Raw genomic sequence first — 23487 nt, 5'->3', positions numbered from 1 at the left:
CTACGGTAAGGACGTGCAGGCAGCAAATGAAACACCCGAGCGGCCACCGGGTCGGCTCCACCGGGCCCGAGTCCTCTACCGCAACGTTTCCAAGCGGCAGATGGTCTGGCAGTTGCTCAAGGACACCGTCAACTCGTGCATGGAGTACCGCATTCTGGGACTCGCCGCCGAGGCGGCGTTCTTCACCCTGCTGTCCCTGCCTCCGCTGCTCCTCGGTCTGATCGGTCTGCTCGGTTACGTCGACGCGTGGACCAGCACCACCACGGTCGCCTCCATCGAGCGCAACATCCTCAATGCCGCGCAGACGGTGCTGAGCGAGCGGGGTGTGAACGACTTCGCCAAACCGCTCCTGGCGGACGTCACCACCGGCGCCCGGCCCGATGTCATCTCCATCGGCTTCGCCATCGCGCTCTGGTCCGGCTCCCGCGCGGTCAATGTCTTCATCGACACGATCACGGTGATGTATGGTCTCGACGGCCAGCGCGGCATCGTCAAGACGCGGCTGCTCTCCTTCCTGCTGTACGTCGTCGCGCTGCTGCTCGGTGCCGTCGTGCTGCCGCTGCTCGTGGTCGGCCCCGACCGGGTCGTGGAGTTCATCCCGTGGGGCACCGAGCTCATAAGCGTTCTGTACTGGCCGCTGGTGATCCTGCTGTCGATCGCGTTCCTGACGACGCTCTATCACGTGTCCGTACCGGTCCGTTCACCGTGGATCGAGGACGTGCCGGGTGCGCTGGTGGCACTCGGGATGTGGGTGCTCGGCAGCTTCCTGCTTCGGATCTACCTCACGAGTACGGTCGAGGGGCCCACGATCTACGGCTCGTTGGCGGCCCCGATCGCCGTCCTGCTGTGGATCGGTATCTCCGCGTTCGCGGTGCTGGTCGGAGCGGCGGTCAATGCCGCGATCGACCGGGTGTGGCCCTCGCTGGCGACGGCCGCGGCACGTGCGGCCAATGAGCGGGTACGGGCGGCCCAGGCCGCGGAGTTCGTCGCGCGGACGCAGGCGGAGAACCGGGACGGGGACTGGGACGACGATGACGACGACGGTGACAGTCCCTATATGCCGTCCGAGTTCCCGGAGCGCTGGTCGAGGTTCCTGCCGCCGGACGATGTGAAGTCCAGGCTGCAGCCGAGCCGCGACAAGGAGTCGGACAAGTCGAACAACCCGTCCGACGACTGAGGACGCCCGCCGTCCTGCGGGTACGGCCGGTGCGGCGCCCGCACAAGCCGAGTCCGTTCGCCGACGGGAACAGCGTGAGGTATGGCCGACAGATACGAAGAGTGGGCGTCGCGGTTCGACGGTGCGACCGTGTGGACACTGAGTATGCCGGGAGGATCGGTCCATCCGGTGCTGCCCGACGGCTGCATGGACCTGCTCTGGATCGGCGGACGGCTGCTCGTCGCGGGCCCCGACACCCATGCCGGGACGTCGGCCGTCGGGACCGGCGGGCAGTACACCGGCATCCGCTTCGCGCCCGGCACGGCCCCCGCGCTCCTCGGCGTACCGGCGCACGAACTGCGCGACCGCCGGGTCGACCTCGCGGACCTGTGGCCGGGCGCGCTGGTCCGCGTACTCAACGAGCGCCTTGCCGAAGCCCCCGACCTTGCCGCCGCACTGGAGACCATCGCCCTGCGGCGGGCGGCCGACACGACACCGCCGGACCCTGTGATGCGGTCCGTCGCCGCACAGCTCGGCGCCGGGCGGTCCGTCGCAGACACCGCGCAGACGGTCGGCCTCGGCGCCCGCCAGCTGCACCGCCGCTCACTCGCGGCCTTCGGCTACGGGCCCAAGACGCTTGCCCGGGTCCTGCGGCTGCAGCGCGCGCTCACCCTCGCCCGGTCCGGAATGCCGTACGCCGAGGCGGCGGTCGAAGCGGGCTGCACCGACCAGGCCCATCTGGCGCGGGAGATGCGCGACCTGGCCGGGACCACCCTGACCGCCTACCTCACGCCCACGTAACGGGGCCGGGCAGGCGCTCGGCCTCAGCCGTTGGCGGCGAACAACGACACCGCGCAGCCGTCCGGGTCGAGGACCGTCGCGTAACGCTGCCCCCACATCGCGTCCCACGGCTTCAGATGTCCCCGGTATCCGGCGCCGGTCAGGTCGTCGTACACCGCGTCCACCTCCGCCGGGCTGTCGCAGAGGAAGGCGAGTCCGAGGCGTTCCCCGCCGCGCGGCGCGGTCCAGTCGGGGTCGAACGAACCGATGACGTCCTCGGTGTCCCACAGCAGACGCTGCCCGCCCGGGAGCGTCACTTCGACATGAGGTGCGGATTCCGCATCGGCGGGGATATCGAGACCGAGCCGGCGGTAGAAAGCGAGCGATGCGGCCAGATCCGCGGTGATGATGCCGATCGCGTCCATTCGTGGAGTCATGTTCCGACCGTAGGCCGGGCCCCGCCACGGGTCTTGTACGAAACGGACATGGGCCGTGATCCTCGGACAGCTCCGGGGACGCGGACCGCGTACGGCGGGACCTGCCGGGACTGCAAGCCCCCCGGCAGGTCCCGCCGCGCCGTCACGACGACGCGGTGCCGGCCGTGCAGTCGGCGGGTGACGTCCCCGGGTCCGTCAGTGCCAGACCGAGCTGGGCGCGTTCGGTGACCCAGCGGCTCGGACGGTGACGCGGGTCGCCCGTCGTGCGGTGCAGCGCCCGGTGCAGCTCCAGCATCCGTTCGGCGCCGATCCGGTCGCCCCAGGCCAGCGGGCCGACGGGGTAGCCGAGTCCGGCCGTGACGGCCAGGTCGATATCGGCGGGGGTGGCGATGGAGCGCTCCGCGATCGATGCCGCGACCGAGACGATCGAGGCAAGCAGCCGCTGAGCGACCGAGCCTGCCGTGTCCCGTACCACCGAGACCGCGTAGGGCTCGTCGCCGTCCGCCGCCCGGGCCAACACCGCGCGGGCGTCGCGCGCGGCGGCCGGGTCCGCCGCCGGGGTCACGGCCAGCACCCGCCGCCGGCCGGCCGGAGGCAGCGGGTCCACGCCGAAGGTGCGCCCCGCGGGCAGCCGGTGTGCGGCGATCGCGGAGGCCACCGTGATGCCCCAGACCGGGACCAGTACAAGGGCGTCGGTGGACGGCTCCGTGCCTGTCTCGACGACGGCGCCCGCAGCGGTCAGCGCCTCACGCAGTGCGGCCGCGTCCCGGTCCTGCGGTGCGGCGCCGTGGACGAACACCGGGCGGTCCGCGTCGCCCGTGACCGGTGGTTCCGGGGCCGGGGCGGGCGCCTCGGGGCCGTGGTCGAACCAGCCGCGCCCGGTCTTGCGGCCGTGCAGCCCGGCTGCCACCCGGTTCGGGGTGAGATAGGAGGGGCGGAGCCGGTCCGCGTACCGGAATCCCTGCCAGATCGAGTCGATCACCGCGGCCGTCACATCCAGACCTGTGAGGTCCATCAGCTCGAACGGGCCCATCCGCAGGCCGAGCACATCACGGGCGATCCGGTCGATGCCCGCCGGGTCTCCGACCGTCTCCTCCAGCAGCGCGAGCGCCTCGGTCACCAGACCGCGGCCGGCGTGATTGACCAGGAATCCAGGGGTGTCGGCAACCGTGACCGCACGGTGCCCGCAGCTCTCGACGAGCGCGGTGAGGGACGGCACGATCTCCGCACGGGTGGCCGCACCCGGCACGATCTCGACGATCCTCATCAGCGGTACCGGGTTGAAGAAGTGCAGCCCTGCCAGGCGCGTCGGGTCCTTCAGCGCCGCGGCGATCCGGGTGACCGACAGGGAGGAGGTGTTGGTCGCGAAGACGGCCGTCGCGGGCAGCGCCTGCTCCAGCCGGCCGAAGACCTCCGTCTTGGTGTCGAGGTCCTCCCGCACGGCCTCGATGACCAGCTCGACGTCCAGGCCCTCCACCCAGGGGTCGTCGAGCGGGATCAGCCGCTCCAGGGCGGCGGCGGAGTCCTCGGCGGACATCCGGCCCTTCTGCACGGCCCGTTCGAGCATGGACCGTACGAAGTCCACGGCGGCCGTCACCGCCTCCGTACGTACGTCGCACAGCTCGACGGTGTGTCCGGCGGTCGCCGCCCACTGGGCGATGCCGCGGCCCATGGCCCCGGCGCCGACGATCCTGATACGCATGGCGGTTGTGGTCCTCTCGGGGTGTGACATGTGATTCGTCTCAGCGAAGATAGACGCGGTCCGGGTCCACGTCCTCGCGCAGCAGCCGTAGTTCGGCCGCGGTCGGCGGCGGTACGGTCCCGACCTTGTCGGCGACCAGCAGGTCCCAGCCGGTGGCCGCCCGTACCTGTTCGACGGTGACGCCCGGGTGGACGGCGACCAGCCGCAGCTCCTCGCCGATGCCCGCACGGGCCAGGATGCCCAGTTCGGTGATGACCCGGGTGACACCGGCGCCCAGCGGCCGGATGCCTTCGGCCAGTGCGCGGTCGGGGCCGGGGGCGGTGCAGAAGTCGAGGGTCTCGGTGAAGGAGCGTGGATTGTGGCGGCGCATCACGACGAAGACCTCCCGGGAGTTGGCCATCACCTCGATACCGCCGCCGGAACCGGGCAGCCGGACCGAGGGGCTGTCCCAGTCGCCGATCACGGACGTGTTGAGGTTGCCCCACCGGTCGATCTGCGCGGCGCCGAGGAACCCCACGTCGATATGGCCGCCCTGGAGGACGCAGCCGAAGAGTGCGGGCATCGAGAGCACCGCCTCGGCACCGGTGATCAGGACGGCGTCGGCGATGGTCTCCGGCAGATGCGAGGGATGGGCGCCGCAGACCCCCGACTCGTACACGACCTCGATCTCCGGGGCGACCGTCAGATGCGCCAGCTCGGTGGCGAGCGTCGGCAGGCCGATCCCGGCGAAAACGGTGCGGCGCGCGGCCAGTTCGCGGGAGGCGACGACGGAGAGCAGCTCCGACGAGGTGATGGTGTCCGGTGCGGTGGTGGTCATGGCCCGTTCCTTCTCGTGTCCCGTTTCCGTCCCGTGTCCTGTCTCCGTGCTCACAGCCGCCGTCCGTAGTTCACCGGCAGGCTCAGCGCATTGCCGACCGCCAGGCCCGCCCAGAACTCCTCGCCGAGCTTGTCGACGTACTCGGCGTGATCGGCCGTCCCGCGCACCCACTCGTCCAGCCACTCCTGGAGCCGCTGCGGGTCCTTGCTGATGTGCGACCAGGCCCGGTAGAAGGCGTTGTCCCGGTCGTAGTACCCCTGTGCGAACGAGGGATGGGCGCCGCGCGGGCAGACGACGACCGCGTCGACCGCATGGGCGGGGACGAGCGTACGGTTCGGGTCCGAGCGGATCACCTCGTCGTCGACGATCTCCTCCACGACGACGACCGCTTTGTCCGCCGCGTAAACCGCCTCGGCCTGGACACCGGTCAGGCCCCACATCTGGGTGTTGCCGCTGCGGTCGGCGCGCTGGGCGTGGATGATCGTCACATCGGGGTTGACGGGCGGTACGACATAGATCTGCTCGGCCTCGCCGTCCGGGCCCGGGTAGGGCGAAGTCACCTTGCGCAGATCGCTGTTGACGGACGGCAGATCGCTGCCGCCGTAGCTGCGCAGCGGGTGGAACGGCAGCCGCTGGGCACCGGCGAGATAGCGGCAGATCATTCCGTAGTGGCTGTACTCCTCGAAGGCGAGCGGCGCCGGGTCGGCGCTCTCGACGCGACGGCGCAACTCGCCGAGCGATCCGGCGGAGGAATTGCCCACGAAGGAGGAGACCAGCCGCGAGACACAGCCCGCGGCGATCATCTGGTCCACCACGATGTCCGCGGTCATCCGGACGACGGTGAGGTCCCGGCGGGCCTGGCGGATGATCTCGTGGCCCGCGGCGGTGGGGACGAGATGGGTGAAGCCTTCGAGGCAGACAGTGCCACCGTCGTGGACGAAGGCGGCTACCGCAGCCTTCATCGACATCGTCTTGTCTTTCCGGTCCGTCGTGGCCACGGTGCTCCTCCGGCTCTGCGTGCGCCCCTGTTCATGCGCGTGGCCCCACCGTGTCAGCGGCTATTGATTGCTGTCCAATACCAAATTAAGGTCGCATCAAGACGTCTGATTAATGAATCGGATCGATGGATCCGGCCGGTGGAGACCGGCCGGTGGCCGGAGGAGCGGGCATGGAACTGCGCCATCTGTCCGCGTTCGTCGCGGTTGCCGAGGAACTGCACTTCGGGCGGGCCGCGAAGCGGCTGCAGATGGCCCAGCCGCCGCTGAGCCAGCAGATCCGGCAGCTGGAGAAGGAGCTGGGCGTCCAGCTCTTCGAACGCAACACCCGGTCGGTACGACTCACCAGCGCGGGGGAGTCCTTCCTCCAGCCGGTACGGACCGTGCTCGACGACCTCGACACAGCGGTGCGGGCCGCGAAGGCGGCCGGCCGCGGCGAGTACGGACGGGTCACCATCGGCTTCGCGGGCGCCTCCAGCCACGAGACGCTGCCGCTCCTCACCAGGGCCGTGCGCGCCGCCCACCCCGCCCTCGAACTGGTCATGAAGGGGCAGACGTACGCCAATGTCGCCCTCGACCGGGTCGCAGACGGCTCGCTCGACCTGGGGTTCGTCCGGCTGCCGGTGACCCAGCCGGGGGTGGCGTACCGGGTGATCGACGAGGAGGAGCTGGTGTGCGCACTGCCCTCGGACCACCGGCTCGCCCGGCTGGAGAGCGTCCCCATCGACGTCCTCGCCGAGGAGCCCTTCGTCTCCTTCCCCGCCAACACCGGCTCCACGGTGCGCGACGCGATGGTCGGGGCCTGCGAGGTCGCCGGGTTCAACCCGCGTGTGGTGCAGGAGGCACCCGACTCGTACACCATCCTTGCGTTGGTCGCCGCAGGCGTCGGCGTGACGCTCACCGTCACCTCCGTACAGCACATCCAGCAGAACGGCCTCGTCTACCGTCCCCTGTCCGGACCGCCCATCCGGCTCCAGGCGGCGCTGGCCTGGCGGGCCGACAACCCCTCCGCCGCTCTGCGGGCGGTGCTCGCGGTGGCGGAGGAGGCCCTGCCCACGCCGGAGGGTCCGGCCGGGGACCGAACCACCCCAGGCCGCCATTGAGACGCGCCACGTCTTGAACCAGGGTGAACTGGATATTGGACCGACTCAGTCGCCGGGTGCAAGGGTCGGCGGCATACGCCCCTCGCCACCGAAAGGTCACGCCGTGCCCGACCAGCAGCTCGATGTCGTCATCTGTGAACCGCTGCGCACCCCCATCGGCCGTTTCGGCGGAGTGTTCGCACAGCAGACGCCGGCCGCACTCGCCGCACGCGTCATCGCCGAGGTCGTAGCCCGTACCGGAATCGACCCCGCCGCGGTCGACGAGGTGATCCTCGGACACGCCTACCCGTCCGCAGAGGCCCCCGCCATCGGCCGGGTGGCAGCCCTCGACGCCGGACTGCCCGAGACCGTCACCGGATCCCAGATCGACCGCCGCTGCGGTTCCGGCCTCCAGGCCGTCCTCGACGCGGCGATGCAGATCCGGGCCGGCTTCAGCGAGGTCGTCATCGCGGGCGGCGTCGACGTGATGAGCGCCGCCCCGTACTACACGCACGACGGCCGCTGGGGCATCAAGGGCCCCGGTCTCCAGCTCCACGACGCGCTGGCCCGCGGCAGGGTCACCGCCGGCGGCGTCAACCACCCCGTACCGGGCGGCATGATCGAGACCGCCGAGAATCTGCGCCGCGCGTACGGCATCAGCCGCGCCGACCAGGACGTGCTCGCCCTGCGCTCGCAGCAGCGCGCCGGCCGGGCCGCTATGGAGGGACGGTACGACGCGGAGACCGTCCCCGTCACCGTGCGGACCCGCAAGGGCGAGACGCTTGTCACCACCGACGAACACCCCCGCCCCGACACCACCGCCGAACAGCTCGCCGCGCTGCGCCCGATCATGGCGAAGTCCGACCCCGGGGCGACCGTCACCGCGGGCAACGCCAGCGGTCAGAACGACGCGGCCGCAGCCTGCCTGGTGACCAGCGCGGCCACCGCCGAACGGCTCGGCCTCACCCCGCTGGTCCGGCTGGTCTCCTTCGCCCGCGCCGGGGTGCCCGCCGCGACCATGGGCATCGGCCCCGTCCCGGCGACCCGGGCCGCCCTCGACCGCGCCGGACTCAGCCTCACCGACCTCGACCTGATCGAGCTCAACGAGGCCTTCGCCGCCCAAGTGCTCGCCTGTACCCGCGAGTTGGGTCTCGGCGACACCGACCACGAGCAGCGCGTCAACGTCAACGGATCCGGCGTTTCCCTCGGCCACCCGGTCGGCGCCACAGGTGCCCGGATCCTCGCCACACTGACCCGCGAGCTGCACCGCCGCGAGGCCCGGTACGGCCTGGAGACCATGTGCATCGGCGGCGGACAGGGTCTCGCCGCGATCTTCGAGCGCATCGCGTCCTGAGGAACACCACGTGCAGTGAGACGCACAGCGGCCGCTTCGGCGAGTGCGTCCAGTACGGCCGTCGCGCTGTCCCGGGCCGGGGTGGGCCGGGTGCGCCGTGCCAGGACCGTGCCGTCGGTACCGAAGAGCGCGGCGGCGATCTTCGTACCACCGAGATCGAGACCGATCACCGTGGCTCCGGCAACGGCTCCGGTACGGTCGGGTCGACATTGCCGATGCCCGGCACGACACCGTCGGCCCCGGCCAACAGGGCAGCGTCCACGGTGAGTTCGGAGCCGGTGAGCACGCTGAACCGAGGCGCCGGGCCGTCCTTGCGGCCGTCGCGGCCACCCAGCTCGACGATCAGCCGGCGCAGTCCGCCCTCGTCGCCGCTGCTGTCCTTGAGGCCGGCCAGCGTGCCGTCCTCGGCCAGCTCGCGCACCAGCGCGGCGGAGAGCTTGCTGTGCACGGCGGCCGGAATGTCGTACGCGAACAGTGGCAGGTCGACCGCCGCGCGCAGCCGCCGGAAGTGCTGGGCGATCTCCTTGCTGTGGGTGCGGGTGTAGAACGGCGCGGTCGCGACCAGGGCGTCCGCGCCCAGCTCGGCGGCGAGGCGGGACGCCCGCGCTGCGGGCGAGCCGTTCTTGAAGTCGGCGGAGTTGTCGAAGCGGTTCATCACCGAGGCGAAGAAGACCACCGGGCGTGGCTGGCTGGGTGAGGTGTCCGCTGTGGTGCTGCAGCAGTCGCTGCGGTACCCGGATACGGCGTACTCCAACTTCTTCGCCTCGTTGAAGGGCACCCGCAAGGGGCCGAGGGTTGCCGAGCCCCGGTTCAAGTCGAAGCGGGACAACCGGCAATCCGTGCGGTTCACCGCGAATGCCCGCTGGTCGCTCACCGGGGACGGGAAGCTGAACCTTCCCAAGATCGGGCCGGTGAAGGTGCGCTGGTCGCGTCGGCTTCCGTCCGTGCCGTCCACGGTGACGGTGATCAAGGACAGTGCCGGTCGGTACTTCTGCTCGTTCGTCGTGGAGACCGACCCGGCGGACGAGTTGCTGCCCGCGCTGGAGACGGATCAGGGCATCGACCTGGGGCTGACCCACTTCGCCGTCATGGCGGACGGCTCCCGCGTGAAGTTGCCCCGGTTCCTGCGCCGGGCGGAGAGGAAGCTGAAGAGGGAGCAGCGTCGGCTGTCTCGTAAGGCGAAGGGGTCGAGGAACCGGAACAAGCAGCGGATCAGGGTGGCCCGTGCTCATGCGAGGGTGGCCGATGCGCGCAGGGACTTTCACCACAAACTGTCCACGAAGCTGATGCGCGAGAACCAAGCTGTCAGCGTGGAGAGCCTGAACGTGAAAGGGCTCGCCCGCACCCGCCTGGCGAAGTCCGTGCACGACGCGGGATGGTCCAGCTTTGTGACCATGCTGGACTACAAGGCGACCCGATATGGGCGCACCCTGACCAAGGTGGACCGCGCCTTCCCGTCCTCGCAGGTGTGTTCCGCCTGCGGTTACCGCGACGGGCCCAAACCGTTGCACATCCGGGCATGGACCTGCAGCGCGTGCGGCACCCGGCACGACCGGGACCACAACGCGGGCCAGAACATCAAGCACGAAGGACGGCGCATCCGCGCCGCACAACAGGCTGTACCACCCACCCCCGGACCGGGGGCCCTCGCCCGGCAACGGACAAGGTAAACGCCTGCGGAGCGCACGTAAGACCAGGACCCGTCCCGGCAGCGCGCACAACCCCCACCCATCGGTGGGGAGGAACCAGGAACCCGCCTCAAGGCGCACCGCACACACGGACGCCAGGGAGAGAATCCCCCACACCCATGCGGGGGAGGAGGTCAAATGTTCCAGAGCGGCAATCTGCTCTCCGGACTGGCAGCCGTCGAGCAGCTCCTGGCCGCCGCGTACATCAGCGGCGAACGGCCCCGCACGCACCGTTCCCGTGCCGAAGAGGCCCTGACCGGGGTGGGCCTCGGCCACCGCCTGCGCCACCGCCCCGAACAGCTCTCCGGCGGCGAACGCCAGCGCGTCGCACTGGCCCGTGCGCTCTTCCTCTCTCCGAAACTCCTGCTGGTCGACGAACCGACCGCGGCCGTCGACCGGTCGCAGGCCGGCGAACTGGCCGAACTGCTCGCCGAGCGCACCCGCCGGGACGGCTGTGTGACGGTCGTCGCCACGCACGACCCCGCCGTGGCCGAGGCGGCCGACCGGGTCGTGGACATGGCCGAACTGAGAGCCACCGGAGCTTCGGCCGGGCTGTCCAGCTGCTGAGCCGCGTGGTGACGGGCCCGTCAGCGCCGATGAACGCCGCCGTACAGATAACTTCTGGCGCCGTTCAATGTGGCACGGCTCCACGCGTCCACATCGGCGGGCCCCATCACCGGCCAGTCGGGCGTGTTCTCGACCAGTGCACGCCCCAGCCTGCGTCCCAGCCCGACCAGGCGGGCCCCCTCGGCGGTGCGCTCGTCCGCGTACCGGCGCAATGCCGCGGCGGCCGAGGGGGATTCGCGCAGCGTCCGCTCCAGACACAGTGCGTCCTGGAGCGCCTTGACCGCGCCGCTGGCGGTGTGCGGTCTGGTGACGCTCGCCGCGTCGCCCGCCAGCAGGAACGGAGGTTCGGCCGCCCGGGGCACGACGAAGTCGGCAACCGGATGGAGCGCCTGGGAGGTGTGCTCCCCCCGGGCGACGACATCGGCCCATTCCGCCGGGAAGTGCTCATCGGCGATGTTCCGCACATACGCGGCGGAGACCGGGACTACCGAAGCCGAAACCGGGGGAGACGCGTAGATGGCGTACGCCAGCAGACGCGATCCCGGATCCGCACCCGGAATCAGGTAGAACACACCGTGCCCGCCCGGAAATCCCAGCGTGATCCAGGCGGTCTTCAGCAGCTCCAGTTCCTTGGGATGGTCGCGGAGCGCGCTCAGCGGAATCGTGCCCCGCCACACCAGGTATCCGGCGGGAGCAGGACGTACCTCGGGTGCGATCAGCTCGCGGGTGACGGACCGGTGCCCGTCGGCCCCGACGACGATGTCGTATTCCTGCTCCCCGTCCGCGGTGCGGATCAGGGCGTGGCCGGAGTGCGTGCGGCCGACGGAGCCGACGGGCAGCCCGCGGTGATACGCGCTCTCCCCGATGTTCGAGCGCAACGACCGCCACAACAGGCCCCAGTTGCACGGCGTCACCGGGCTCGACTGCCGAGCCAGCTCCCGCGCCGAGTGCCGCCCCGGCGCCCGCGCGAGCCAGATGCGGGTGGCGACGGGCGTCGTGGGCATGTCCGCGCCCAGGTACCCGCCCGCGACCAGCTCCTGATGCAGCGGCGGCGGGATGACGATGCCGAACCCCCGGTCCTGCAACTCGCCGCTGCTGCGCTCGTGGACGGTGACCTCCGCCCCGGCTCGGGTTCCGGCGATCGCCATGGCGCAGCCGGCGATGCTGCCGCCGACCACCCCGATGCGTAAACCCGTCACTGCCACCGTGCTACCACCTGTTCTGACGCTCCGGGAGGTGCTGAACGCCCTCATCGTCGCACCCGGGCACGGGCGGGACGGTGACGCGCGCACCTCCCGGAGGGTCCGTCCGGGTGTTACGGAGTCACGGCCGCCGTCCCGCTGCCGGAGGCCTGCAGCCCGCCCGTGCGGTACGTCGCGGTGAGTGCGGCGTTGCCCGACGCCCCGGCCGCCACGGTGACCGGAACCTTGACGTTCGCGCCCTGGCCCGGGTTCAACGCGGGGACGGTCACCTGCTTCGCCGTCCAGGCGGCCGGCACGGTCGGACCGACCGTTCCCGGCCCGCGCCGCACGTCCATCCGGTTGACGACGCGGACCGTGATCTCCGCGTCCCCTCCCGCCTTCAGGGTCGTGGGCGGGTGATCGTGGTGTCCGCGCAGGTGCCGCCCAGCCACTTCAGATCGAACGACGCGTAGGTGATGTGCTGGTAGACGGCCCGCTCGTAGAGCAGCCCGAGGCGCCCGTCGGGCAGCCGGGTGAGCGTCGAGTAGGCTGCGGCGCCCGGGTCGACGACCTTCCTGATCGGCCAGGTCCTCCCGTTGTCGCGGGACATCTTCACCGTGAGGTTGCGCCGTGCCCAGGCTTCCTCCGTGTTGCCGAACAGCAGCCAGGACGACTGTGGGTCCGACGCAGGGGCGTCGGCGTTGTGGCGCATCACCGATGCGTTGTCGGCGGGGTCGGTCAGCTGGGTGTCCTGGGTGAACGGGGTGTAGTTGACCCCGCCGTCGGTGGAGTAGGCGATCGTCCGGTACGGCTTGGAACGGTTGTTGAGCATGATCCGGCCGTCGGACAGCTCGACGGTCTTGTTCTCGTCGCCACCGGGACCGACAGGGTTGCCCATCTTCCAGGTCTCGCCGTGGTCGTCGCTGTAGGCGCTGGCCGCGTAGTTGGCGCCGCTGCTGCGGACGGCGTACTGCTGGATCAGCCGGCCCCTGGAAGGGGGGCGAGAGGGTCAGCCCCGGGCGTCGTCGCGGGCGCGGGCCTCGGAGATCCGACGCCTGACCGGGGCGTAGTGCTCGCTCAGTGCCTTGGTGAAACCGGCGATGTCCCCGGCCCGCGCGGCGTCCACGATGTTCTGATGCGCCGCGATCGTCTCCATCTCGTCGGCGTGTGTGAATCCGTCGAGATGCGGCGCGACGATCGTGTACACGTCCCAGAAGGCCATCGAGAGCTGGCCGATCAGTTCGTTGCCGAGCGGCGCCACCAGCAGCGCGTGGAACGCTCGGTCCGCCTCTACGAAACCGTGCCCGTTCTGGACGCCGGTCTCGCGCATGGTGGCGATCAGGCCGTCCAGTGCGTCGAGCTGGTCCTCGCTGAGCAGCGAGACGATCCGGTCGGCCATCCCGCGCTCGAAAAGCTCGCGTACGTCGACGAGGTCGGCCATCACCTGGAAGTCGTCGTCGGGGGAGAGCAGTCCGCGGAAGGTCAGGCTCTCCACCAGGGCCGACAGGCTCAGTCTGCCCACGTATGTGCCGTGCCCGTGGCGTACCTCCACGATGTCCAGCGCGTTGAGGATCTTGACCGCCTCGCGGACGCTGGACCGGCTGGCGCCGAGCGCCTCGCACAGGGCGGGCTCGGCGGGCAGCGGGTCCCCGGGGCGGAGCCGCTCATCGAGGATGTAGCGCTTGATGCCCTCGACGACTTCCTGCCGGAGCAGCTGCCGGCCGGGCCTCGCACCGGACATATGTGAACTCCCCACCTCTTGACCCCTCTCAATTGTCAAGCTACGTTCCCACGCCATCAAGGCATCAGACATCTGACGTCTGATGCTTTAGATTCCTTGATCCTCGCGATCCTGCGTTCCGCCGCCCGTTTCCCCGCCCCGACCGTTCCACCTTCGACGTCCCTGGAGGACCCGTACCCGAGCTGAGACCAGCCGGTGTCGAGCGCCGCGCCTGCCTGCGTCACACCAGTGCTGTCGGTGCGGCAGCCGCCATCACGGCGAGCCTTTCCGCCGTCGGCGGCCCTTCCTCGACCGCCGACGGCACGGGGGGAAGGAGCAGCGGCAACGGCCTCATCGAGGCCGGTCTCTCGTACCCCCTGTCGACCGGCTTCGACCCGGTGATCACCTCGGGCGCGACTCCGTACGCCGCCGACATGCACATCTTCGAGGGCCTCGTGGACCTCGATCCGGCAACACTCGTGGCCCGCCCCGCACTGGCCACCGAGATGCCGAAGAAGATCAACGCCACCACATACCGGGCCACGCTCCGCAAGGGCGCCCCATTCCACGACGGGTCGCCCGTGACCGCCGATGACGTGGTGTTCAGCTTCGAACGCATCCTGGACCCGAAGAACTCCTCGCTCATGGCGCAGTTCGTCCCTTTCGTCGACACGGTGAAGGCCGTCGACGCCGGCACGGTCGAGTTCAAGCTCAAGTACCGTTCGCGCTTTCCGCCCCGTATCGCCGTGGCCCGGATGGTCCCGAAGGAGATCGTCGAGCCGGATCCCAAGGCCTTCGACGCCAAGCCGGTCGGCTCCGGACCGTACAAGTTCGTCGAGGCGACCCGCGAGGACAAGATCGTCTTTGAGGCGTCCGACATGTACAACGGCGCGCACCCGGCCAAGGCCAAGAAGATGATCCGGCGCCTGATGTCCGACCAGTCGGCGCGCGTCAGCGCCATGGAGTCCGGCCAGGTCCAGGCCATCGAGGACGTCCCCTACATCGACATATCGACGTCACGCGCCTCGCGGGCGAGACGGCCTATCTGACGCCCGGGCAGCAGGACGGGGTCATCAAGGTCATCACGGCCGCGGCCGCCGGACAGGTCCCGGTCCGCGTCGGTGCGATCGAGACCTCCACCGACCGGGCGATCGAGCGGGCCCGCGCCGCCGCGGGCCTCCGCGCCGACGCCGTTGTCGTCACCGCGCCGTTCTGCACGCGCACGCACGACACCGAGGTCGGCCGCCACATCCGCGACGTCTCCGCCACTCTTGACCTGCCGGTCCTCGCGTACGACGTGCCGGCCTGCGTGCACAGCAAGCTCGACCCGGAACTGCTGCTGCCACTTGCCGCGGACGGTGTGCTGGCCGGGGTGAAGGACTCCAGCGGCGACGGCGGTTCGTTCCGACGCCTGGCCATCGGGGCCCGTGAACTGCCGGAGTTCGCTGTCCTCACCGGGCACGAACTGGTCGTCGACGCGATGATGCTCGTCGGTGCGGACGGCTGCGCCCCCGGGCTCGGCAACGAGGACCCGCGCGGGTATGTACGTCTCCACGAGGCCGCCGTACGTGGTGACTGGGCCGCCGCCAGGTCCGAACAGGACCGTCTCGTCGCGCTCTTCGGCATCGTTCGTGCGGCTCGTCCCGGCACCGTGTCCGCCACCGCCGCCGGCCTCGGCGCGTTCAAGACGGCCCTGATGCTGCGCGGGCTCATCACCACCAACGTGATGAGCCCGCCGATGCGTCGGCTGGACGCGGCAGAGACTGCGACGATCGCGGCCTGCTTGGACCGCGCGGGGCTCTCCCGGGCCTGAGCCGGGGCACACCGGTCCGCGTTCCACCCGCTCGGCACCGACTGACCGCGTGGACCGTCGGAGGGGCCCACCGGTCGAGTTCCGTACGCACAGCAGGTCCGGTCGGACAGCATCGGCTGTCCGACCGGACCCGTTTGTCTTGCGGCTGACTGATTCGTGGATCAGCCCTGCGAGCGGCGGACCCGGCGCATCAGTACCGCGCCACCGAGCATCAGCGCGGCGCTCGCGCCCGCAGCCACGCCGAGATCAGCGGCACCGGTGTGGGCCAGTTGCGCCCCGGCGGCCACCGGCACACTGTTGGTCAGGGGCTCACCGACGACGGACGTGGCCACCGGGGGTGCGACTACGGGCGGTTCGACCACCGGCGGTTCGACGACGGGCGGTTCGACCACCGGCGGTTCGACTACGGGCGGTTCGACGACGGGCGGTTCGACGACGGGCGGTTCGACGACGGGCGGTTCGACCACCGGCGGTTCGACGACGGGCGGTTCGACCACCGGCGGTTCGACGACGGGCGGTTCGACGACGGGCGGTTCGACCACCGGCGGTTCGACGACGGGCGGTTCGACCACCGGCGGCTCGTCGTCCGGCCCGCTCACGGTTGAGCACTCGTTGCCGAGCGCCGGGTTCAGGGCGCCGACGACATCGACGCTGTTGCCGCAGGCGTTGACCGGAACGTCCACCGGGGCCTGGATGAGGTTTCCGGACAAGACACCGGGAGAGTCGGTCGTGCCTCCCTCGGCGCTCGCACCCCCACCGCCGTTGCCGTTCCCAGCGCCGCCCTCGTTCTCGCACTTATTGCCGAACGTGGGATTCAGCAGACCGACCACATTGACCGTGTTGCCGCACACGTTGACGGGAACGTGCACCGGCACCTGCACGGCGTTGCCCGAGCCGACGCCCGGCGAACCGCTGGCGGCGCCATCGGCCGACGCGTCCGCGAACGCGTACCCGCCTGCCGCGGTCAGAATGCCTGACGCCGCCGCCATGACCAGCACGCTCTTACTCAAGGCTTTTCGCATTGGTTGCCCTTTCCTAGGACATTCCGTGCGAGCAGAAGGCTCGCGATTCATTCATCAGTCGATGCAGCTTGCGCCGGGGACGCCACCCCGGGGGTCTTCCCACGTGAGTCGGCAAGCGGCGATTGCGGAAAGACGGAGAGACCACGAAGAAGCGTTCTTCATGTGATAAGTCCTATTTCTGCTCGGTGAACGCCCAAGCTGCACGCTCGATAGAAGTCATAACGAGGAGGAATTGTTGAGGAAACTTGAAAGTTCGTGGGAATTTTGTGACCGCTCGAACGGATTACTCGTGCGCGTTCACGCTGACGCCGCTCGCCGCGCGCGGGTGGCTCGATTCTGCATGGCGCGCGGGCCGTTGATGCCCCGGGGAAGGGCTGGGGTCGCTGAATACTCCTACGGCCCCGCGGCGTTGCTTCGTACTGCTGTCCGTGCGCGGTTGGCAATCGGGTGAACGGAGAGAACCAAACGCCCGGTCACGAGTTGGGCAAGGGGTCCCGGTACGGGGCATTCAGTACGAGGAGGGCTGATCGTGATCAAGAAGGTTCTGGCTACGGGTGCCGTTGCCGCCTCCATCCTCGGTCTGGGCGCGACGCAGGCCATGGCGATCGGCGACGGCAACGGTACGACCTCGGTCAACGGCAACGGAGCCTCGCAGTCGTTCGGCAACTCCGAGAACCGTGGTGACGGCAGCCCGCAGTTCAGCCTGTTCCAGGGCAGCCTGAACAAGCCGTGCATCGGCCTGCCGGCCAAGGCCGACGTCGGCTCGCTCGTCGGCCTGGTCCCGGTCGCGGCCCAGGACGTCAACGTGCTGTCCTCGCCGCAGAACCAGCAGTGCGCGGAGAACTCCACCCAGGCCAAGGGTGACGAGCCGCTGTCGCACACCCTGAGCGGTATTCCGGTGCTCTCCGGCAACGGTGCCGGCAACAGTTGATCCAGCCGTAATGACGGGCCCGGGCCCTCGGTATTCCTCCTCCGTGCGGCTCGGGCCCGCTGCCGCCTTTCCCTGTACCGGTGCATCGGGTTGTCCGATGATCGGGCCCGTGACATTGAGTGAACGATACTGCGTCATTCGGGCGGTTTTTCGGGAATCTTCTTCTCAAAGAGTTTCGTCTACGGTCTTACATCGTTACGAATTGCAGCGGCGGAGTTACGAGTGATCAGGACCGCGCTCGTGCGGCACGAAAGACGTGGCCGCTCCGGACTCCGTCAAAGAAAGGGAAAAAAGTGAAGTACACCAAGGTTGCCGCCATCGCCGCCGGAACCCTGATGGCGATGGGTGCTGCCGCGCCCGCCTTCGCCGACGCAGGTGCCGAGGGCAGCGCCGCCAACTCCCCGGGAGTGGTGTCCGGCAACGTCGTCGAGGCTCCGGTCCACGTTCCGGTCAACCTCTGCAGCAACACCGTGAGCGTGGTCGCTCTGCTCAACCCCGCCTTCGGCAACTCCTGCGCCAACACCTGATCTCCGGTCGGCCCAGCCGAACGCTCATGACCGGAAGGCCCCGGCACGCATCCGATGCGTGCCGGGGCCTTTCCCCATTTCCGATGGTCGATCGAGTGGCCCCGGAGAAAAGGTGGCCCCGTCCAGTTGCCGTGTCACAACCACATCGTTACCCAGGGAGAAAGCGGCAGAAGGCACAGCTAAAGAAGGCTTGTGCGGCGCGGATATGCGACCGAAACAGATGCCGCTGCAGAAGGGAACCTGAAAGTGAAGTACGCGAAGACCGCTGCGTTCGTTGCCGGTTCCGTGGTTGCTCTCGGAACGGCTGCTCCCGCCTTCGCCGTTACCATCGCCACGGCCCCCGACTTCAGCCTCAACCAGGTCGTGGAAGGCACCCCGCAGGCTGTCGACCCGATCGTCGACAACATCGGCGGCGCCGCCGATTCGGTGCAGAAGAACGGCACCGTCACCAAGCTGGCCGGTCAGGCCACCGGTGCGGCCAAGGGTGCGGCCCCGCTGATGGGTGGCCTGCCGCTCGGCGGCTGATCCGTCGCGCCACGGCAGTTCCCCGTTCATCGGCACAACTGTCCCCGCCGCCCTGAGTTGGTTCAGAGTGCTCCGGACAGGCGGCAACAGAAATCCCCAGAAGGGCTATTTTGTGATCAAGAAGATTATGACCTCGGTAGCCGTCGCTGCTTCGATCGTCGGCGTCTGCGCCGCGATCGCTCCGTAGGCCATGGCCGTCGGCAATGACGGTGGCACGACGTCGTTCAACGGCAACGATGCTGTCCAGTCGTACGGCAACTCCGCCACCCACGGTGACTGGAGCCCGCAGTTCGCGCTCATCCAGGGCTCGCTCAACAAGCCTTGCATCGCCCTGCCGGCCAAGGCCAACGCCGGTTCGGTCCTCGGCGCCGTTCCGGTCTCGGTCCAGGACATCAGCGTCCTGGCCTCGCCGCAGAACCAGCAGTGCACCGAGAACTCCACCCAGGCAAAGGGTGATGAGGCTCTGTCGCACATCCTGAGCGGCATGCCGGTCCTGTCCGGTAACGGTACCGGCAACAGCTAGAACCGTGGGGCGCCAGCCGCTCGTCGCTGATTCCTCGAACTCGAGGAAGACAGCGTCACGGGCGGCTTCGAGTACGCCTGCCCGCAGTATGCGAAACACCCGTGGGGCCGGCACATCCACGTGGCAGCCGTTCTTCGGCGGCCCGGATGCGCCGGCCCCGTGACGTGCTTCCGGGGTGCCACCGACCCCTCGAAGGGACGGGCGTACTGGGCCGGTTGCCGTAGTGACGGCAGAAGTCACCCCTCGCACCGGGTAGGGGCTGTTCATGGACCAGTACGACAGCCAACGCCCCAGCGGCCGGCAGCGGCACGCGCAGGATGTCACACCCATCTACGACCGGCTGCTCGCCGAATGGCAGGCGGCCCGCGGCGGCCCGGAGCCGGCGCCGTCCGCGCAGCCCCATCGGCCTTGTGCGGGAAGTCGCGTTCCTGCGGCCCGTACCTCCGAAGAGGACGTCGACGGGTGAGGGCGTGGCGTCGAACTCACGCCGGATCGCACCCATTTGAGTGGTACTGCGGAAACGGCGCTTCCGTAGCAGGTTGATCAATACGTTCCACAACGGGACGCTCCGAAAAAGGTGAAGCGTGATGAAGAAGGTGAGGGTCGGCGCAGCAATGGCCGTGTCCTTGGTCGGTCTGTCTGCCGCCGTGGCCCCCGCGGCCATGGCGATCGGTGATGACCAGGGGACCACGTCGGTCAACGGCAACGAAACCGTGAGCGAGTTCGGCAACAGCGTGACGCAGGGTGACGGCAGCCCGCAGTTCCAGCTCGTCCAGGGCACGCTGAACAAGGCCTGCGTCGGCGTGCCGCTCAAGGCCGACGCCGGTTCATTCATCGGTGTGCTGGTGCCGGTCGCGGTTCAGGACGTCAACGTCCTGGCTTCGCCGCAGAACCAGCAGTGCGCCGAAAACTCCACCCAGGCCAAGGGCGAGGCGCTGTCGCATCTCGTGGACGGCATCCCGGCGCTCTCCGGCAACGGGGCCGGCAACAGCTGAGACGCCTGAAGTGCGGGCGATCCGGGGATTCGCCCGGCTATCGCCCGCACTCCGGCGTACGGCACCACCGAGCAGTATCCGGGGCGCGGCCCCAGGGCTCCACACACAATGAAGCCCACCGTTCCACGGGGGCGGTGGGCATCTGGCGTACGGGGCGGCTCAGCCCAGGCTGCGTACCGGAAGGACGCAGTGGGCGGAGGTCATGATGACCTCTTCGTCGCCTGCGAACGACCGCAGCAGCTCCTCGCTGACCGGCCGGCCCGGCGTGCCCTGGGCCACGGGCGGGTGGCGGACATCGCGTGCACCTCGCCCCGTTCGCGGGCCGCGGCCGGCCACTCGGGCGGTGCGGGGTACTGCGCGGTGAAATGAGGCAGCGTCAGAACCGCCTGGCCGGCCTGGACGAGCAGCTTCACCGGTAGGCCCGGGGCCTCGGCGGCGTGGACGGGGCCGGCGCCGACCGGCAGTCCACTGCGGTCCAGGGCCACGCGCATGGCGGCCTCACCGGCGGCCGGGCCGTCCGTCCCGTCGCCCAGTGAGTAGACGAGAAGGAAGGCGACGCCGTGGCCGCCACCGGGGTGTTCGCCGCTCCACCCGATCAGCGTGATCGTTCCCAACTGGGCTTGTGCGAACGTGCCGGTGGCGGTCTGGGGGAGGTCACGCTCGGCGCCATGACGGCCCGGGACCGGTCGTTGTGCATGTGTATCACCTGATCGAGGGCGATCGATGGATATCTCCGACGAATGCGGTCGTGAAGTGCCCCGGGGCCGGGCTGCCGGATCCCGTGAATCAAATGTGTTGACGTCACCCGACGGTCGCGGGCTATCGTGTGCAGCGTTCCGGACGGCGGACAAGAACCGCCGTGTCGGCCCCGTGCTCGAACCAGGAGGTGAGGACATTGATGACTGTCGCTGCGGTGGGCGTTGCCCACAACCAGAAGAGCATCGTTCCCACCCCCGTGGTCGCCGGCTGACCTTTCCGTAACTCTCCGCGCCTGTGTGCGCGTTGCCGGGGCCACCCTTTGAAGGGTTTCCCTTGTCTTTCCCGTCTTCTCCGTCCTTCGCCTCTTCTCTTCAGGGCTCGTCCGCGTCGCATCCGCTGTCCCCGTACGGCTGGGACGACGACTGGGCCGCCGAGTTCGCTCCGTACGCCGGACAGGGTCTGCTGCCCGGACGCGTGGTGCGGGTGGACCGCGGGCAGTGCGATGTCGTCACACCGCACGGCACGCTCCGGGCCGACACCGCCTTCGTCGTCCCGCGTGATCCGATGCGGATCGTCTGCACGGGCGACTGGGTCGCCGTCGACCCCGACGGCGATCCGCAGTTCGTACGGACGCTGCTGCCGCGGCGTACGGCCTTCGTCCGCTCGACGTCGTCGCAGCGCTCCGAGGGGCAGGTGCTGGCCACCAACGTCGACCACATCGCCATCTGTGTCTCGCTCGCCGTGGAACTCGACCTGGGGCGGGTGGAGCGCTTCCTCGCGCTGGCCATGTCCAGCTCCAGTGGCGATGCGCTGCTGCGCGACGGGGCGTCCGCCGCGGACGGCGCCGCCCAGCCGATCGTGGTGCTGACCAAGGCCGATCTGGTTCCGGACACCGCCACGCTGTCGTACCTCGTCCAGGACATCGAGGCCATCGCGCCCGGTGTTCAGGTGCTGCCCGTCAGCTCCGCCACCGGGGAGGGGCTCGATGTGTTCGCCGCCATCGTCTCGGGCGGGACGAGCGTGCTGCTCGGGGCGTCCGGCGCGGGCAAGTCGACCCTCGCCAACACCCTCCTCGGCCGCGATGTGATGGAGGTGCAGGCCGCCCGCGATGTCGACGGCAAGGGCCGGCACACCACCACGACCCGCAACCTGCTGGTCCTGCCCTCCGGGGGCGTACTGATCGACACCCCCGGACTGCGCGGGGTCGGGCTCTGGGACGCCGAGACCGGCGTCGGCCAGGTCTTCTCCGAGATCGAGGAGCTGGCCGAGCAGTGCCGGTTCCACGACTGCGCCCATGAGTCGGAGCCCGGCTGCGCGGTACTCGCCGCGATCGAGGACGGTTCGCTCTCCGAGCGGCGCCTCGACAGCTTCCGCAAGCTGCTGCGCGAGAACCAGCGCATCGTCGCCAAGACCGACGCCCGGGTGCGGTCCGAAATGCTGCGTGAATGGAAGCGCAGAGGGGCCGAGGGCCGGGCGGCCATGGACGCGAAGCGTGGCCGGCTGCGGTAGACCACAACCCTGGTCGACGTCCGAATACCGCCAGTGCGGTACCCGGAGGTGCCGCACACTGGACGGTGTGATGGACGAACAGACCAGGTACGAGGCGGTGAGCAGCCGCGACGCCCGTTTCGACGGGGAGTTCTTCTTCGCCGTCGAAACGACCGGCATCTACTGCCGGCCGAGCTGCCCCGCCGTCACCCCCAAGCGGAAGAACGTCCGCTTCTACCCGACCGCGGCCGCCGCCCAGGGCAACGGCTTCCGGGCGTGCCGACGCTGCCGCCCGGACGCCGTGCCCGGCTCCGCCGACTGGAACGTCCGGGCCGATGTCGTCGGCCGAGCCATGCGGATGATCGGCGACGGCGTGGTCGACCGGGAGGGTGTGCCCGGTCTCGCCCACCGGCTCGGCTACAGCTCACGGCAGGTGCAGCGGCAGCTCAACGCGGAGCTGGGCGCCGGACCCGTCGCGCTCGCCCGCGCCCAGCGGGCGCACACCGCGAGGGTGCTGCTCCAGACGACCGGACTGCCCGTGACCGAGATCGCCTTCGCGTCCGGCTTCGCCAGCGTGCGGCAGTTCAATGACACGATCCGGCAGATCTATGCCCGTACGCCGAGCGCACTGCGCGCCGAGGCCGGGACGGGGCTGGGAGCGGCGGTACGGGAGGCGCGCACCACCGGGATCCCGCTGCGGCTCGCCCACCGGGGGCCGTACGCGGCCCGCGAGGTCTTCGATCTCCTGGCGGGCGAGACGGTCGCCCGGATCGAGGAGGTCAGCGGGGATCCCGGCGCCCGTACCTACCGGCGCACCCTGCGGCTCCCGTACGGCACCGGCATCGTGGCCGTCGACGAACGGTCCGCCGGGTCCTGGCTGGACGCCCGGATCCACCTCACGGACCTGCGGGATCTGACGACGGCCGTACAGCGGCTGCGGCACCTCTTCGACCTGGACGCCGATCCTTACGCCGTCGACGAGCGGCTCGGCACCGACCCGCCACTCGCACCGAGTGTCGCCGCCCGCCCGGGGCTGCGCTCGCCGGGTGCCGCGGATCCGGAGGAGTTCGCCGTACGGACGCTGGTGGGCGGGGCCGGGGCCGGGCGGCTCGTCGAGATGTACGGGAAGGTCCTCGACATCCCCTGCGGCGGGCTCACGCATGTCTTTCCCGAGCCGGGAGTGCTGGCCGGTGCGGTGGACGACCCGGCACTGCGGGCTCTGGCGACCGCGCTCGCCGACGGGGACGTACGGCTCGACGCCGGGGCCGACCGAGACGAGGCCGAGCAGGCGCTGCTGCGGCTGCCGGGGATCGGTCCGGCAGCCGCGGCGCTCATCAGGATGCGTGCGCTCGGCGACCCCGATGTGGATCCGGACGGGAGGCCCGAGGCGGAGCGGTGGCGGCCCTGGCGTTCGTACGCCGTACGGCACCTGAGCCTCTAGGCCTCTTCGCCGAGGCCCCAGCCGTCCGGACACCGGTCCCAGGA

At 69.9% G+C, this 23487-nt stretch carries 17 protein-coding genes and 10 pseudogenes; 16 read left to right on the top strand and 11 right to left on the bottom strand.

Going from position 1 to position 23487, the window contains the following annotated elements; translation table 11 throughout:
• Positions 1 to 13 precede the first annotated feature (13 nt).
• Both NRF20_RS10470 and NRF20_RS10465 read left to right on the top strand, forming a co-directional pair.
• Positions 14 to 1177 (top strand): YihY/virulence factor BrkB family protein, encoded by a 1164-nt coding sequence (locus NRF20_RS10470; protein WP_398629912.1) that lies wholly within the window; start codon positions 14 to 16, stop codon positions 1175 to 1177.
• An 81-nt stretch (positions 1178 to 1258) separates the two neighbouring features.
• Positions 1259 to 2041: pseudogene (locus NRF20_RS10465) on the top strand (DUF6597 domain-containing transcriptional factor).
• Here NRF20_RS10465 and NRF20_RS10460 read toward each other — a convergent pair.
• The 4 genes from NRF20_RS10460 to NRF20_RS10445 form a co-directional block, all read right to left on the bottom strand.
• The gene (locus NRF20_RS10460; RefSeq protein WP_398629913.1) at positions 1981 to 2373 is read right to left on the bottom strand and encodes a VOC family protein; all 393 of its coding nucleotides are present in this window, start codon (positions 2371 to 2373) and stop codon (positions 1981 to 1983) included. The pseudogene NRF20_RS10465 and the gene NRF20_RS10460 sit on opposite strands and share 61 nt — an antisense overlap.
• Positions 2374 to 2515: 142 nt before the next feature.
• Positions 2516 to 4075 (bottom strand): 3-hydroxyacyl-CoA dehydrogenase, encoded by a 1560-nt coding sequence (locus tag NRF20_RS10455; RefSeq protein ID WP_413752458.1) that lies wholly within the window; start codon positions 4073 to 4075, stop codon positions 2516 to 2518.
• 40 nt (positions 4076 to 4115) lie between these two features.
• Positions 4116 to 4892 carry a CoA-transferase subunit beta gene (locus tag NRF20_RS10450; protein ID WP_398629915.1) on the bottom strand — a complete coding sequence of 259 codons (777 nt, stop codon included), beginning with the start codon at positions 4890 to 4892 and terminating at the stop codon, positions 4116 to 4118.
• A gap of 50 nt (positions 4893 to 4942) precedes the next feature.
• Positions 4943 to 5860, bottom strand: coding sequence for a CoA transferase subunit A (locus NRF20_RS10445; RefSeq protein WP_413754556.1), 918 nt, complete (start codon positions 5858 to 5860; stop codon positions 4943 to 4945).
• 200 nt (positions 5861 to 6060) lie between these two features.
• On the opposite strand from NRF20_RS10445, the gene NRF20_RS10440 reads away from it, so the two are divergent.
• The gene (locus NRF20_RS10440; protein WP_398629916.1) at positions 6061 to 6990 is read left to right on the top strand and encodes a LysR family transcriptional regulator; all 930 of its coding nucleotides are present in this window, start codon (positions 6061 to 6063) and stop codon (positions 6988 to 6990) included.
• A gap of 103 nt (positions 6991 to 7093) precedes the next feature.
• A complete protein-coding gene (locus NRF20_RS10435) occupies positions 7094 to 8323 on the top strand; it encodes an acetyl-CoA C-acetyltransferase (protein ID WP_398629917.1) in 1230 nt (409 codons plus the stop codon).
• 26 nt (positions 8324 to 8349) lie between these two features.
• Here the strand turns inward: NRF20_RS10435 and NRF20_RS10430 are convergent.
• A pseudogene (locus tag NRF20_RS10430) lies at positions 8350 to 8493 on the bottom strand (ROK family protein); the annotation flags it as partial.
• Between the two features lie 29 nt (positions 8494 to 8522).
• Positions 8523 to 8921, bottom strand: a pseudogene (locus tag NRF20_RS10425) (dihydrodipicolinate synthase family protein); the annotation flags it as partial.
• On the opposite strand from NRF20_RS10425, the pseudogene NRF20_RS10420 reads away from it, so the two are divergent.
• Positions 8911 to 10040: pseudogene (locus NRF20_RS10420) on the top strand (RNA-guided endonuclease InsQ/TnpB family protein); the annotation flags it as partial. The pseudogenes NRF20_RS10425 and NRF20_RS10420 overlap by 11 nt on opposite strands.
• Before the next feature lie 103 nt (positions 10041 to 10143).
• Positions 10144 to 10578: pseudogene (locus NRF20_RS10415) on the top strand (ATP-binding cassette domain-containing protein); the annotation flags it as partial.
• 20 nt (positions 10579 to 10598) lie between these two features.
• On the opposite strand, the gene NRF20_RS10410 reads toward NRF20_RS10415, so the two are convergent.
• The 3 genes and pseudogenes from NRF20_RS10410 to NRF20_RS10400 all read right to left on the bottom strand — a co-directional run bounded on the left by NRF20_RS10410 (position 10599) and on the right by NRF20_RS10400 (position 13500).
• Positions 10599 to 11777 (bottom strand): FAD-dependent monooxygenase, encoded by a 1179-nt coding sequence (locus tag NRF20_RS10410; protein WP_413752457.1) that lies wholly within the window; start codon positions 11775 to 11777, stop codon positions 10599 to 10601.
• A 116-nt stretch (positions 11778 to 11893) separates the two neighbouring features.
• Positions 11894 to 12750, bottom strand: a pseudogene (locus tag NRF20_RS10405) (exo-alpha-sialidase); the annotation flags it as partial.
• An 18-nt stretch (positions 12751 to 12768) separates the two neighbouring features.
• Positions 12769 to 13500, bottom strand: a complete 732-nt coding sequence (locus NRF20_RS10400; protein WP_413752456.1) for a FadR/GntR family transcriptional regulator — start codon at positions 13498 to 13500, stop codon at positions 12769 to 12771.
• Positions 13501 to 13682: 182 nt separating this feature from the next.
• On the opposite strand from NRF20_RS10400, the pseudogene NRF20_RS10395 reads away from it, so the two are divergent.
• Both NRF20_RS10395 and NRF20_RS10390 read left to right on the top strand, forming a co-directional pair.
• Positions 13683 to 14507 (top strand): annotated as a pseudogene (locus NRF20_RS10395) (ABC transporter substrate-binding protein); the annotation flags it as partial.
• Positions 14507 to 15292: pseudogene (locus NRF20_RS10390) on the top strand (dihydrodipicolinate synthase family protein); the annotation flags it as partial. The pseudogenes NRF20_RS10395 and NRF20_RS10390, both read left to right, overlap by 1 nt.
• A gap of 161 nt (positions 15293 to 15453) precedes the next feature.
• On the opposite strand, the gene NRF20_RS10385 reads toward NRF20_RS10390, so the two are convergent.
• On the bottom strand, positions 15454 to 16314 hold the full coding sequence (locus NRF20_RS10385) for a chaplin (RefSeq protein ID WP_413752455.1): 861 nt from the start codon (positions 16312 to 16314) through the stop codon (positions 15454 to 15456).
• A 529-nt stretch (positions 16315 to 16843) separates the two neighbouring features.
• Here NRF20_RS10385 and NRF20_RS10380 point away from each other — a divergent pair.
• The 6 genes and pseudogenes from NRF20_RS10380 to NRF20_RS10355 all read left to right on the top strand — a co-directional run bounded on the left by NRF20_RS10380 (position 16844) and on the right by NRF20_RS10355 (position 19815).
• Complete coding sequence (locus tag NRF20_RS10380; protein WP_398629921.1) at positions 16844 to 17245, top strand: rodlin; 402 nt, start codon at positions 16844 to 16846, stop codon at positions 17243 to 17245.
• Between the two features lie 293 nt (positions 17246 to 17538).
• Complete coding sequence (locus NRF20_RS10375) at positions 17539 to 17772, top strand: chaplin (RefSeq protein ID WP_323180626.1); 234 nt, start codon at positions 17539 to 17541, stop codon at positions 17770 to 17772.
• A gap of 246 nt (positions 17773 to 18018) precedes the next feature.
• Positions 18019 to 18297, top strand: a complete 279-nt coding sequence (locus tag NRF20_RS10370; protein ID WP_398629922.1) for a hypothetical protein — start codon at positions 18019 to 18021, stop codon at positions 18295 to 18297.
• A 112-nt stretch (positions 18298 to 18409) separates the two neighbouring features.
• A pseudogene (locus NRF20_RS10365) lies at positions 18410 to 18820 on the top strand (rodlin).
• 265 nt (positions 18821 to 19085) lie between these two features.
• A complete protein-coding gene (locus tag NRF20_RS10360) occupies positions 19086 to 19286 on the top strand; it encodes a hypothetical protein (RefSeq protein WP_398629923.1) in 201 nt (66 codons plus the stop codon).
• A gap of 121 nt (positions 19287 to 19407) precedes the next feature.
• Complete coding sequence (locus tag NRF20_RS10355; RefSeq protein WP_398629987.1) at positions 19408 to 19815, top strand: rodlin; 408 nt, start codon at positions 19408 to 19410, stop codon at positions 19813 to 19815.
• 159 nt (positions 19816 to 19974) lie between these two features.
• Here the strand turns inward: NRF20_RS10355 and NRF20_RS10350 are convergent.
• Positions 19975 to 20429 (bottom strand): annotated as a pseudogene (locus NRF20_RS10350) (DUF5949 family protein).
• A gap of 418 nt (positions 20430 to 20847) precedes the next feature.
• On the opposite strand from NRF20_RS10350, the gene rsgA reads away from it, so the two are divergent.
• Together rsgA and NRF20_RS10340 are read left to right on the top strand one after the other, a co-directional pair.
• Positions 20848 to 22023 carry a ribosome small subunit-dependent GTPase A gene (gene rsgA / locus NRF20_RS10345; protein WP_398629924.1) on the top strand — a complete coding sequence of 392 codons (1176 nt, stop codon included), beginning with the start codon at positions 20848 to 20850 and terminating at the stop codon, positions 22021 to 22023.
• 70 nt (positions 22024 to 22093) lie between these two features.
• Complete coding sequence (locus NRF20_RS10340; RefSeq protein WP_413754555.1) at positions 22094 to 23443, top strand: DNA-3-methyladenine glycosylase 2 family protein; 1350 nt, start codon at positions 22094 to 22096, stop codon at positions 23441 to 23443.
• Positions 23444 to 23487: the final 44 nt, after the last annotated feature.

Source organism: Streptomyces sp. R-74717 (genome assembly GCF_047305335.1).
In the GTDB taxonomy this organism is placed as follows: Bacteria; Actinomycetota; Actinomycetes; order Streptomycetales; family Streptomycetaceae; genus Streptomyces; species Streptomyces atratus.
Note: the sequence above shows the minus strand (reverse complement) of the source record. Positions and strands in the feature narration are given on the sequence as shown.

What these genes read in the sequence shown, in the direction of transcription:
- NRF20_RS10460 (WP_398629913.1), bottom strand. Translation starts at nt 2,373, where the DNA reads ATGACTCCACGAATGGACGCGATCGGCATCATCACCGCGGATCTGGCC.
- NRF20_RS10450 (WP_398629915.1), bottom strand. Translation starts at nt 4,892, where the DNA reads ATGACCACCACCGCACCGGACACCATCACCTCGTCGGAGCTGCTCTCC.
- NRF20_RS10455 (WP_413752458.1), bottom strand. Translation starts at nt 4,075, where the DNA reads ATGCGTATCAGGATCGTCGGCGCCGGGGCCATGGGCCGCGGCATCGCC.
- NRF20_RS10340 (WP_413754555.1), top strand. Translation starts at nt 22,094, where the DNA reads ATGGACGAACAGACCAGGTACGAGGCGGTGAGCAGCCGCGACGCCCGT.
- NRF20_RS10440 (WP_398629916.1), top strand. Translation starts at nt 6,061, where the DNA reads ATGGAACTGCGCCATCTGTCCGCGTTCGTCGCGGTTGCCGAGGAACTG.
- NRF20_RS10445 (WP_413754556.1), bottom strand. Translation starts at nt 5,860, where the DNA reads ATGTCGATGAAGGCTGCGGTAGCCGCCTTCGTCCACGACGGTGGCACT.
- NRF20_RS10400 (WP_413752456.1), bottom strand. Translation starts at nt 13,500, where the DNA reads ATGTCCGGTGCGAGGCCCGGCCGGCAGCTGCTCCGGCAGGAAGTCGTC.
- NRF20_RS10355 (WP_398629987.1), top strand. Translation starts at nt 19,408, where the DNA reads ATGAAGAAGGTGAGGGTCGGCGCAGCAATGGCCGTGTCCTTGGTCGGT.
- NRF20_RS10360 (WP_398629923.1), top strand. Translation starts at nt 19,086, where the DNA reads ATGGACCAGTACGACAGCCAACGCCCCAGCGGCCGGCAGCGGCACGCG.
- NRF20_RS10385 (WP_413752455.1), bottom strand. Translation starts at nt 16,314, where the DNA reads ATGCGAAAAGCCTTGAGTAAGAGCGTGCTGGTCATGGCGGCGGCGTCA.